Consider the following 12,177-nt stretch of genomic DNA (forward strand, 5'->3'; position numbering starts at 1 on the left):
TTTTGTAAAGATTTATTTCAAAATTTCCAGTAAAAATAGGAATTTATTGATTTCTACCTTATCTTAATCTAATCTTGTAAATCCAAGGGCTATCGCCCATTAAAATTTTTGAGATGCGAAACTTCTGCTCTAGTTTAATGCCCCTATAATGTTCTAAAGTTTTCCAGTTCTTCTCCCAGTATATAATGACTAAACCACATTAAGTTTTGTTTCATAATAGCCCTATTTAATCCCGGTTTATTAGGTCCATGATCCATTCCTTTAAAAATAATCAACTCCGTGTCAACGTCCATATCCCTTAATCCTTGATAAAGTTCATAGGCATTTGGTGTGGGGACCCTACCGTCTTTTTCTCCATGTTGAATCATGGTTGGGGTAGATGCTGATTTTATATAGGTCATTGGCGATGTTTTCTTATAAATTTCAGGACCATTCCATGGATTATCTCCAAGGAACATTCTAGTAAACTGGTGTATATCAGTGTTTGTATAATAAGTAATCCAGTTACTTATTCCAGCTCCAACCGAAATGGCTTTGAATCTATCACTATATGTGGAGCAAAATGCTGATATATATCCCCCTTGACTCCATCCCATGACTCCTACTTTATCTCTATCTACAAACCCTTCTTTTATCAACATGTCTACACCACTTATTACATCATCATAATCCCCTATACCTAACTTTTTATAGTTAGCCTTTAAAAATTCATTTCCATATCCAGAACTTCCTCTGTAATTTGGCTCAATAACAATAAACCCTTTTTCTATAAATTGTTCTATAGGATATATTTTATTTAGACCCTGTATAGGAAAAGAAGCCCAAGTTGGTCCCCCATGTATAACCACTAACAATGGATATTTTTTATTTTTATCAAAGTCACAGGGAGTAGATAGTACTCCTTCTATTTCTAATTCATCACTACTCTTCCAAGAAACTACTTCCTTATTACTCTTAAGTTTACCTTCAAAAACACTATTTTCATCGGTTATCTTTTCACCATCTAGATATAATTCAAATGTTTCCCCTTGGTCAGCCTTTACATAGGAGATATGATTTCCATCCTTAGTTACACTGAAATTCCATATAAAACTATCTTCATTATTTAAAACATTCAATTGCCCATTTTCTTTTAATGTTCCAACTCTATAATTTGTCTTCTCCTGCCACTGAATAATTATGCCATGGTCATTCCACGACATTGGCATAATACTACTGTCAAAGTCTTCTAATGGTTGTGTTGTTTCCCCTGTATTCATATTATATATTTCTAGTATAGAATCATCTATTTTATCTTTATAATAGTCCTTTTCTTTTATTGATCTTGTATAGCATATTTTATTACCATCAGGCGAAAATATAACATTTCCTCCTATCAATTCCTTCTTATTTATTTTTTTAATATCTTTGGTTTTAATATCAAGTATGTATAATTCCCCATCATCACAATCCTCCATATTAGGACTGGGTGTTGCAATGAATACAATCTCCTCTCCATTGGGAGATATGTCGAAGCTATCTACATGTAATTCTTTTTCATCAGTTAACCTACATGATACTGTCTTTTCCTCGTCTTCTTTACTATCATCTTTATCCACTAAATCTATAGGACTTTCGTGGCCTTCTTTAATATTTTCTATTCCTTTTTCTATTTCAATATAATATAAACAATTCCTTCTGTACTCTTTATCAATATATTCAAAGTCTCCATATTTCTCTTTCCGATTTTTTATATCTTCATCTTCCTTTGCCTTTGTTATGAAGTAAAATCCTTTTCCATCAGGAGACCATTTAAAACTACTAACCCCTTCTTTTTTATTGGTAACTTGAACCCCGGTATAACCATCAGTCGGTTTAATAAATATCTGATTTTTCTCCTTATCCTTTTCTCCAACAGTAGACAAATATGCTATATTTTTAGAATCCGGTGACCATATAGGACTACTGCTTTCAGTATTACCAGATGTTAAAGGATAGCTTTTTTTATTATCCTTCTTATGTATCCAAACATAGGATTTATACTCATTATCCTTCCAATTAACAACTTTTTTAACAAAAGCTAAATTTTCACCATCATTACTTATGTCTATATTATTAATTTGTGGTATAGACACAATCTCTTCTATAGTTAAATATCTTTTTTTACTATTATTCATTAAAACTTCTCCCCCTTTTATATCTATCACTTACTTAGATTCTACGTTTTTTATAATTCCCCTTTATATTTCCATAATTTATTAATTGTTTTTAATTGATTTCTCCTTATCTCCTTTATGCTCCAGCACTATTATAATGATCTACACCATATAACCAAATTTTATAAGCTAAAATAAAAAACAATATTCCTACTATAGGTGTCCCATACTGAAATAAGGGATGAAATATTACATCAGTCTTGTTAAGAAAATATTGCGATGGATAGAAACTAATAAATCCATAGGGTAATATAAATGTTAATAATATTCTTAATCCCTTATTATAAATTGAGATAGGATAGTTAATAAAACCCCTTAAACTATTTAATATTGAACTTGCTACTGATGTAGAGTTTGTATACCAAAAGCTTAAACATCCTGTGATTATCATAACAGAGGCCTGTATAAGTGTAGCCCCAAATAAAATAAATATTAACCAAATTATTTTTGTACCCGACCAGATTATGCCTAATCTAGACAAACAAGTTACAAGTACAATACTACTTAATATCAAATGCCCTATAAAAATATGTTCAAATTGTCTACTAATTAAGTGTAAAAAGGGATTCATCGGCTTAGTTAGAAACATATCAAATTTTCCTTGTCTTACAAGATTATCGAGGGAAGCCATTGGAGTATAAAAAATTATTCCTGCTAGTCCATAGGAAAATAAGTTTATAGTATATAAGAACATAATTTCATCAAATCCCCAACCTCTTATTGAGTTAAATCTATTAAGTATAATCCATATTGTAAAATAATTAATGGTGTATGAAAATACAGGCATAAAAATATCCATAAAAAAGGCAAATCTATACTCCATTCTACATTTAAGATAAATCAAAATAAATCTCCAATATATTTTAAGATCTTCCATTACTTAACCTCCTTGTACAACTAATTTTTTAATACCTTTTTTCCAAAGTATCATATCTATGATAAATAAAATTAGAATCCATAATCCTTGTTGCATAAGTATATTTTCTGCTTCAGCAATATTTATTTTCCCAAGATAAATAGACATAGGTGAAAAATATATTAGTCTAAAGGGCAAAAAAACTGAAATACTAATTAAAGTCTTAGGAAAAAACCATAATGGTATAAATCTACCTGAAAATATTTTTAGCATATCATTTAAAAGCTTATCTAAGTGCCATACTGTCAATATCCAAAAGGAAAGTTGCCCTAGAATACAAGTAAGAATAAAATATATTATCATACCATTTAATAAAGCTACGGCAAATAAAATTGCATTCTCCTTCGATGGAATATTTATTCCAAAGCATAATATGCCTATTATTACTACTGGAGTTAACTCAAATATCACCTTAAATAAATTATTCCCTAAGTTTTGGAAAACTAGATACAACTTAAATTTCATAGGCTTTATAAGATCCATTGCTATTTGACCTGTCCTAACTTTATCTTCAAAATCCATAACAATATTACTGCTTATTATTGTTGAGATACCTGTGCTTAGTATTGCATAGGTTATCATCTCATTTAAATCTATAGTCCCCATTGAAGTAGATATTTTACCTGTAATACTTATTACAGCACTCCAAATGGATACCTCTACTAAAAGTGCTGCAACCCTATGTAAAATACTTAAAAGTATACTCATCCTATAAGATAAATTGCTTTGAAAAGCATTCTTTGCAAACTGTAAATAGTGAACCATTATGTTATAGCCCCCTTATATAAGATTTTTAATAGGATTTTTATACATCTTTCGTATTACTTCATCGGCATTAATGCCTTGTACTATAAAATCCTTTACTTTACTTTTTTTCATAACCCAACTAATTATTGTTGCAGAATTTATACAACTCTTATCATACCTAATTTGTATCTTATTCTTTTCATAACTTATATCATTAACCCCCATTTTAAATAGTTCCTCAAAGTTTGATATGGGTGATTCTATTTCTATTTGTATTGATTCTTCTGTACCATATATATCTTTTAATTTATCGAGCTTACCATCATACATTATTGAACCATTATCAATAACCATAACCCTTGATGCAAGTTTTTCAATGTCCTCCATATCATGGGTGGTAAGTATAACTGTTGTTTTTCTAACTTTATTAATTTCTTTAATAAAATCCCTTATCTTTTCTTTTACTACCACATCAAGTCCTATTGTAGGTTCATCAAGAAACAAAATTTCTGGATTATGAAGTAATGATGCACATAAATCAGCCCTCATTCTCTGACCTAAACTCAATTGACGTACAGGTGTATTATAAAAATCGGCTATTCCAAGTATATCTGAAAACAATTCAATATTCTCTTTATATTGAGCTTTAGGGATTTTATACATATGTTTCATTAATGAAAAGGATTCCGAAACTGGTATGTCCCACCACAATTGTGTCCTCTGTCCAAATACTACTCCCAAGTTTTTAGCATTTTCTATTCTATTCCTATGGGGGATAACCCCTTTCACTTCAACACTTCCCTTTGATGGGACAAGTATTCCTGAAAGCATTTTTATAGTAGTGGATTTTCCAGCACCATTAGGTCCTAGATATCCTACTATCTCTCCTCTATTAATTTCAAATGAAATATTATTTACTGCTTTTTTTATAATTTTTTTATTATTAAACATCCCTTTTAACGCACCTAATAGTCCATCTTCTCTTTTTCTTATATGAAATTCTTTACTTAAATTTTCTACTTTAACTATGGCCATAATTATCACTTATCCTTCCTTAATAAAAAATAATATGGTAGAGGAGAATGGATTCTCCTCTACACCATCATGATTTACTCTATTGTATCCACTGACTTCTCAGAAAACATACATACATCACTCTCTGAAAAACCAACTTTTTTATAAAGCTTTCTGGCTACATGATTTTTTTCACTAACATCTAATCTAATTCTCCATAGATCTAACTCTTTTCCTAATTTAAATACTTCATTCATTAACCTTTCAGCTATACCTTGCTTTCTATAAGGTGGGGCAGTCCATAATTCATCTACATATAATAATCCTAATCTAGGATCTGGCTTAGGAATTAGCACAGCATTTATATATGCAATAAATTTATTGTCCTTTTTAGCTGCAAATATATAAAACATATCTGAATTTAGAATATTATATTCTTTTAAAAAATTTTTTAGCTTTTCATCTTTATAGCCTGGGAATTCCCCTTGTTCTTCACCATTTCTTCTCCACTCTAATAACTTAGAAAAATCCAAATAATTATCTTTATTTATCCTTACTAAATCTATATCTTTATTTAAGTCCATTATTATCCCTCCATAATATAATTTTTATAATATCTTTTCATTCAATTTCCTATTTATCTTTTCTTCAATTTCTAAAGTTTCTTTCCTTATGTTTTTAAAATCACTTTTAAAGCCCATCATAAACAGTTTTCTTAGCAATTGTCTCGTATGCTCAATTCTTATGCCATAATCGATTTCTTCCATGGAGTATCTATTATCCCCATATACTTTTATAAACTCTCTAATTAAATCTTTAGAATTAATATAGAAAAACTTTATAAGCCTTTCTTATAAATCCTACTAGCCTCTCCTCCTGGATCATAACCATCTTCTATTCTTTCCCAACCATATTTTTCATAATAACCATCATGAGTTGTTGTTAGATATACATTCTCAAACCCAGCTTTTTTAGCTTGTTTTTCACCATATTCTAATAGTAATTTACCATAGTTTTTGCCCCTTTCTTCCTCTTCTACAAATAGACATGCTAACCAAGGATATAAATCATGACGACTTATAAAGTCATTTACGATCAATCCAGCACACCCAATTATTTTATTATCTTTTAACATCACATAAAACTGAGGTAATGATTTCCCATCCTTTGAGGAATGCTTTATTGCATCACTATAGAATTTGTAGCTATCTTCACTTCCCCAAGCACCATGGATGTAGTTTATTGCACCTTTAATATTAACTCCATTATCTTTTACACTCTTTATCTCTAACATTTAAATCTCTCCTTTATATTGACATTTATTTAATTTCTTTTTCTCAACCTTATCATAGTAGGAATTAAATTCACTGGCATAATCGTCCCCCTCCCATTACATGTTTTATTGCAAAATAAAAAAGACCACAAATAGGACTCTCCTATTTGTAGCCTTTTAGCAATATCAAAATTTAAAGTGTTAAAATATCTTCTGAGAAATAGAAATAATTAATAATAAATAAACCTACAAAGGTTATCTAATCAATTATTTCACACAAAAACTATATAAAGAACTATGTAGTTTCTTCATATCAGATACTTTATATGCTAAGCTTTTATAGTTATCCCTATCTTCTAATAATAGTGTCAAAAAAGACATAATCCACCTGTAATATTATGTTAAAAAATATGATTATAAAAATATATTTCAACTCCAAAATATAAAGTAAATAATTTTGGACATAAATATCCCACAAAAACATATTTTATCCATAATAAAAAAGTTAACTTATACTTTTTGACTTATTAAATTTGTACTATTTAGAAGATTAAAGAATAACTTTAAGCATATAATTACCTCCATAAAAAATATTCATTATTTTCTATTAATTATATTTTCTATTAATTATATTTTATATTAAATCATATGTCAAGAAAATCTAACCTATATTACAATATTTTATTTCACCATGTTCCTTCATGAACTTTGATTTAATTTCAATAAGATAGATTAAATCATTAAAATATTGGTATAAAACAGCTCTGTTTTCAAATTCTTCTCTCGTTTTAGGTAGGGGTGTATTTTCATAATATTTCTTTAGATCATTAGCTTTTTTCAAAAGTTCTTTTCCATTATTACATTCATTTAATTCATCAGCTAACCTTTCAGTAAACTGGCTTAATTGTTTAGCTTTTTCAACTCTGATAAATCCTTTTTCAAAATACTTTTCCATATGTACAAGAATCTGATATTGTTGTTTACGCATCTGAAAATATTTTATAAAATAACTATTATCTTTTAATATAAAGTCATTATTAAAATTAATGGCATGGGTAAGACCTTTTGTCAAAATATTATCTAGACTTTTTAACCTATCTTCTTGCTCTTCGATGGAACATTGATTTATTAACTGCAATTTCATATTGTATAAAATTTTTCTTATTAAATCTTCTGATTCTAATTGTAGATTCCTTACTTGATTTTCTTTATTAGGCATATGAAAATTCATACCCCAAGCCACTATAATTCCAATTAGCAATAATGCCAATTCGTTAAACATAATATCCCAACTAAAGTTTTCTATATTATAAATATGGGTTACTAAAACCGTACTGACTGTCAATCCTTCCGTTACTTTAAAAATTGTAAGTGATGGTATGAGTAGGGTTAAAAAAATGCCTAATACAATTAAATCATGTCCTCCAGTTTGAAATAAAATAATTGCTATAACTATTGCTATAGTGGCAGTTATAATTCTTTTTATTCCTACCACATAGGTTTGAACCCTTGTGTCTAAAATACTTATCATACATATAATCCCTGCTGTGGCACTATATTTTAACCCAATAGAATCCGATATGATTATCGACAGTATTACCCCAATAGATATCTTAGCTGCCCTATAAATTAATTTTTTCACTTAATTTCACCCCATTATTCCTTGCCTTTTTCATTAGTTTAGTATAAATATCAATCCTATATCTTTAATAACACCTTCTGACCCCAAAAAAAAACCTCCTTAGTTCACCTATTATAAATAATATACCCTAAGGAGGAAAAAATAATATTATCTATTAACTATACTGTATATCATAAAGTTCACTATATATACCTTGATGTAACATCAATTCTTCATGGTTTCCAGACTCCAATACTTTTCCTTTATCGATTACATATATTTTGTCTACTTTTTTTATAGTAGATAAACGATGGGCTATTATTAAAACAGTTTTTTCATTCATTATTTTTTCTATTGCCTGTTGAACCTTTTCTTCTGCTTCAGAGTCTAAAGCCGATGTTGCTTCATCTAATAATAATATAGAGGAACCCTTGTTTATTGCCCTGGCAATAGCTATACGTTGTTTTTGCCCCCCGGAAAGATTGGAGCCAACTTCTCCTATTGATGTATCATAGCCCTCTTTTTGCTCCATAATAAATTCATGGGCATTGGCCATCTTAGCTGAATTAATTATCTCTTCTTCCGTTGAATCTAATCGTCCATACCTTATGTTATCTTTTATTGTACCATCGAATAAATATGGACTTTGGGAAACATAGGATATTTTATTTCTTAATTCTTCTAATGAATAATTAGAAACCGACTTCCCTTCAATAAATATATCTCCATTATTTGATTCATAAAAACCTAACAAGAGTTTTGCTATGGTGCTTTTACCACATCCACTTTTACCAACTAAAGCTATGGATTCACCTTTTTTAGCAGAAATAGATACACTATCTAAAACCTTTTTATCGTCATAACCAAATATAATGTCTTTAAGTTCTATTATTGAATCTCTATCCCCTTTATTAATGGACTTTTCATATTTATGAAATTCCACTTCCTCATCTAGTAAATTTGACACTCCCCGAACTCCTGCCATACAACTTTGTAATTTACTTAATTCATCTCCTAAATTTGAGAGTATACCAACATTATTATTCAGATTCATCAAAGCAACAAGTATCCCTATATTTGTCATTCCCTTTGACATCATATATATTCCTATTGCAATTAGGCCCACAGATTTAATAGAGTAGAAAAACACACTGGTTGCATTAACTAAGGCATTTAAATAGTCTCTTTTTTTTTCTTGATCCGTCAATTTTTCACTTTCATCTTTATAATTATTTACTATCTTATCTTCTATTTGAAATATTTTCGTGGTTTTAAACCCTGCTATAATATCTAAAAACTTCTCATTTACTTCTTTTATCCTGTACATCATCACTTATATCTCTTACCTTTTTAGATATTCTAACACTTATAAAAATAGATAATATTTCGAAAATTACAGCAAATAATGCAAGCCTCCACTCATATATAAACATAAGTATTAAAGACCCTACTCCTAAAAATAAAATAAAAGCTATTTGAAAAATATGATTACCATATATGTCTTCTATTATTTTTATATCATTGGTTAGTCTAGACATTATATTGCCACTATGATTTTTTTCAAAATAAGATATAGAAAGCTCTGTCATATGATTATAAGATTTTGTTCTTATCTTTTTCATGGTCTTCTTTCTTGCTTTATCAGACATATATACAAATATTGGTTGGATAACAACAGCAATTAAGAGTGATAAAACTGCTATTATTATAGCTCTCATAAATAAATCTTTACTCCCTTTGCTAGCTGCATTAAATAAATCCTTCATAAGTACAGCCATAACTAGATTAAAACAAAAAGCGTTAATAGCACTATTTCCTAGAGATCCTATAATATATGGAATAAACCCCTTGCCCATAAAAGCTACCAGCTTATATAAACCACTATTTTCTTTTTTAGACATTATATGCAGCCCCCTTTATTACCTTATCTTTACCATTCTCCTTATGCTGTTTAAGATATAGATTCTTATATATCCCATCAAAATTCATTAATTCATCATGATTACCCCTTTCAGCAATATTTCCATTGTCAAGGACCAATATTTCATCGGCATTCTTGATTGTAGAAAAGCGATGGGCAACTACTATAACACTTTTCTCTTTTGCAAACCTATTAAGGGCTCCTTCTATTAATTCTTCACTATTACTATCAAGGGCTGATGTGGGTTCATCAAGAAGTAGTATAGGAGCATTTTTTAAAATGGCCCTTGCTATACTAATCCTTTGTTTTTGTCCCCCAGAAAGATTAGAACCTCCTTCTGTCAAAATAGTATCATACCCCTTTGGTAGCTCAACTATAAAGTCGTGGGAATTGGCCATCTTGGCTGCATTAATTATTTGTTCCTTTGTGGCATTTTTAGTACCATATCCTATATTTTCAGATACAGTTGTAGGGTAAATATGGGTATCCTGTGTCACCATTGATAGCTGAGATCTTAATGATAATAAATCAATATTATTTACATTTTCCCCAAAGACTTTTACATCTCCCTTGTTAGCCTTATAAAAACCACATATCATATTAAGTATTGTACTCTTTCCCCCTCCGCTTACTCCCACTAAAGCTATTGTTTTATTTTTATATAACTTAAAGTTTATATCATCTAAAATACAATTATTTTCATCATAGGAAAAAGAAACATTATTAAATTCCACTGTTATGTCATTGTTTTTGTTAAAACCTTCTTTATTTTCAGAAAATTCCTCAACTGGGTAATTCAATATCTCATTTATCCTTTGTGCTCCTCCATTTGCAACTTTTGTATTACTTATCAATCCTATTAATCTATTTACAGGACCCGTCAAATAATTAATTATAGCAATAAAAGCTGTAAATTCTCCAATAGTCATCTCCCCTACAAAGGTCAATCTCCCACCATATAAGTTTATAATCTGTATTGGAACCACAAGTAATAATGTTTTTATAGTCATAACATATAGCCCCTGTTTAACTATTTTCATATTCATTTTATATATTTGATTTTGCTTAGATTCATAGTTTTTTTGCAACTTTTTCTTTAGGTTAAATGATTTTACAATATAAATTCCTTTTACTGTATCCTGTATCAGTGAGTTAGCTTTCCCCAGAGTTTTCTGTAATTTACTAGATAACTTATTTAGAGGTTTTGAGGCGATACTATTTAACCCCATTGCAACAGTCAGGACAGCTGCCGTTGTTAAAAGTAATTTCCAACTTAAAATCAATCCATAAATAACAGCACATATAAATATTAGTGGCTGATATATAAAGTTTGATAACTCAACTAGAAATTTTCTAATTAACTCAATATCATCATTAATTCTAGATGCCAAATCTCCACTATGATGTTTATTAATGTACTTAAATGAAAGTCTCTGTATATGTTCTGCCATGTGATTTCTTAAATTCCTGAGGGTGTATGTTGTAAATCTGGATGTGGATAGTTTCCTAATAAATATACTGGCTGTTCCAGTGAATAAAGCTAGTATTAAGAAACCTATATATTTGTGGAATTGCCCATTAGTATATCCTACTGCAATCATATCTATAAAATTTTTAAATACAACTGGAATAGCTATATCAACTGCAACATTCATTAAACTAAATATAATACATACAACTAACCATATTTTATGTTGTCTTCCAAAATATAAAATATTTATAAGCTCCTTATCTTTCTTCCCCGTTTTTTTAATCTTATTTTTCATAAGTTAATTTACATCCCCTTCCCCTATAAACTTTAAAATTTTTGCCTCCCCCATGATGAGTTGTTCATTCATATAATATCATGCACCTCTTTGCATGTCGATAAATGTAATATTATCTAATAAAAGGAATTCAACTAATAAAGAATAATTATTCTTTATTAGTTGAATATTCTTCTTTTAATATAGAATAATATAAATTAATTACTTCCTTATCATCTAATAACTCTAAAGTTCTCTTTCTTTTAAATCTATATTTAAATCCACATTTTTCAACTACTCTTTTAGAGTTGTGGTTAAAATCATAGTGCCCACACCATATTAAGTCTAAATTTAACTCATCAAATCCATATTTAATCAAACCTCTTACTGCTTCAGGAGTAATTCCCCTTCCCCAATATTTTGGATTCAAAACATAACCTATCTCTCTTTGTTTTAAGTGAGTAAGACTCTTATCGGGTTTTCTATTATGAAGTCCAATGCCACCAATCACTTTATCTTCTGATTTTAAAACAATAGCGTATACTTCTTGATTTTCAATAAACACCTTTATAATCTCTTTACTTTCCTCTTCACTTTTATGGGGTGGCCAACCAGCATTAGGTCCCACTAGTTCACTTTTTGCATATTCGTATAAATCCTTACTATCACTTTCTTTCCATTCCCTCAATATTAGTCTATCTGTGATTAAAGTTTTCATATAATCCTCCTATACCTAATTAAATTT

11 protein-coding genes and 1 pseudogene are annotated in these 12,177 nt (G+C 29.2%); all 12 read right to left on the bottom strand.

Annotated features, from left to right (window positions below):
* Window positions 1-143: 143 nt before the first annotated feature.
* The gene (locus V6137_RS16555) at window positions 144-2,156 is read right to left on the bottom strand and encodes a S9 family peptidase (RefSeq protein WP_425449075.1); all 2,013 of its coding nucleotides are present in this window, start codon (window positions 2,154-2,156) and stop codon (window positions 144-146) included.
* Between the two features lie 115 nt (window positions 2,157-2,271).
* Window positions 2,272-3,072 (bottom strand): ABC transporter permease, encoded by an 801-nt coding sequence (locus V6137_RS16560; RefSeq protein ID WP_425449076.1) that lies wholly within the window; start codon window positions 3,070-3,072, stop codon window positions 2,272-2,274.
* Window positions 3,073-3,075: 3 nt separating this feature from the next.
* A complete protein-coding gene (locus V6137_RS16565; protein WP_425449077.1) occupies window positions 3,076-3,876 on the bottom strand; it encodes an ABC transporter permease in 801 nt (266 codons plus the stop codon).
* Window positions 3,877-3,891: 15 nt separating this feature from the next.
* Window positions 3,892-4,893: an ABC transporter ATP-binding protein gene (locus tag V6137_RS16570; protein WP_425449078.1), complete on the bottom strand. Its 1,002-nt coding sequence runs from the start codon at window positions 4,891-4,893 to the stop codon at window positions 3,892-3,894.
* A 74-nt stretch (window positions 4,894-4,967) separates the two neighbouring features.
* Entirely contained in the window at window positions 4,968-5,456 is a 489-nt protein-coding gene (locus tag V6137_RS16575; RefSeq protein WP_425449079.1) for a GNAT family N-acetyltransferase, read from the bottom strand.
* A gap of 24 nt (window positions 5,457-5,480) precedes the next feature.
* Window positions 5,481-5,639, bottom strand: a complete 159-nt coding sequence (locus tag V6137_RS16580) for a hypothetical protein (RefSeq protein WP_425449080.1) — start codon at window positions 5,637-5,639, stop codon at window positions 5,481-5,483.
* A 71-nt stretch (window positions 5,640-5,710) separates the two neighbouring features.
* A complete protein-coding gene (locus tag V6137_RS16585) occupies window positions 5,711-6,166 on the bottom strand; it encodes a GNAT family N-acetyltransferase (RefSeq protein ID WP_425449081.1) in 456 nt (151 codons plus the stop codon).
* Between the two features lie 640 nt (window positions 6,167-6,806).
* The gene (locus tag V6137_RS16590; RefSeq protein WP_425449082.1) at window positions 6,807-7,787 is read right to left on the bottom strand and encodes an aromatic acid exporter family protein; all 981 of its coding nucleotides are present in this window, start codon (window positions 7,785-7,787) and stop codon (window positions 6,807-6,809) included.
* 154 nt (window positions 7,788-7,941) lie between these two features.
* Entirely contained in the window at window positions 7,942-8,865 is a 924-nt protein-coding gene (locus V6137_RS16595) for an ABC transporter ATP-binding protein (protein ID WP_425449102.1), read from the bottom strand.
* 6 nt (window positions 8,866-8,871) lie between these two features.
* A pseudogene (locus tag V6137_RS16600) lies at window positions 8,872-9,667 on the bottom strand (ABC transporter transmembrane domain-containing protein); the annotation flags it as partial.
* Complete coding sequence (locus V6137_RS16605; RefSeq protein WP_425449083.1) at window positions 9,660-11,453, bottom strand: ABC transporter ATP-binding protein; 1,794 nt, start codon at window positions 11,451-11,453, stop codon at window positions 9,660-9,662. The pseudogene V6137_RS16600 and the gene V6137_RS16605, both read right to left, overlap by 8 nt.
* Before the next feature lie 148 nt (window positions 11,454-11,601).
* Entirely contained in the window at window positions 11,602-12,150 is a 549-nt protein-coding gene (locus V6137_RS16610; RefSeq protein WP_425449084.1) for a GNAT family N-acetyltransferase, read from the bottom strand.
* Window positions 12,151-12,177 lie beyond the last annotated feature (27 nt).

This window comes from Dethiothermospora halolimnae (assembly GCF_037577855.1).
Classification (GTDB): Bacteria; Bacillota; Clostridia; order Tissierellales; family VENL01; genus Dethiothermospora; species Dethiothermospora halolimnae.

Excerpts from the sequence above, each read along its gene's own strand:
- V6137_RS16555 (WP_425449075.1), bottom strand. The coding sequence starts at position 2,156 with ATGAATAATAGTAAAAAAAGATATTTAACTATAGAAGAGATTGTGTCT.
- V6137_RS16560 (WP_425449076.1), bottom strand. The coding sequence starts at position 3,072 with ATGGAAGATCTTAAAATATATTGGAGATTTATTTTGATTTATCTTAAA.
- V6137_RS16565 (WP_425449077.1), bottom strand. The coding sequence starts at position 3,876 with ATGGTTCACTATTTACAGTTTGCAAAGAATGCTTTTCAAAGCAATTTA.
- V6137_RS16570 (WP_425449078.1), bottom strand. The coding sequence starts at position 4,893 with ATGGCCATAGTTAAAGTAGAAAATTTAAGTAAAGAATTTCATATAAGA.
- V6137_RS16575 (WP_425449079.1), bottom strand. The coding sequence starts at position 5,456 with ATGGACTTAAATAAAGATATAGATTTAGTAAGGATAAATAAAGATAAT.
- V6137_RS16580 (WP_425449080.1), bottom strand. The coding sequence starts at position 5,639 with ATGGAAGAAATCGATTATGGCATAAGAATTGAGCATACGAGACAATTG.
- V6137_RS16585 (WP_425449081.1), bottom strand. The coding sequence starts at position 6,166 with ATGTTAGAGATAAAGAGTGTAAAAGATAATGGAGTTAATATTAAAGGT.
- V6137_RS16595 (WP_425449102.1), bottom strand. The coding sequence starts at position 8,865 with ATGATGTCAAAGGGAATGACAAATATAGGGATACTTGTTGCTTTGATG.
- V6137_RS16605 (WP_425449083.1), bottom strand. The coding sequence starts at position 11,453 with ATGAAAAATAAGATTAAAAAAACGGGGAAGAAAGATAAGGAGCTTATA.
- V6137_RS16610 (WP_425449084.1), bottom strand. The coding sequence starts at position 12,150 with ATGAAAACTTTAATCACAGATAGACTAATATTGAGGGAATGGAAAGAA.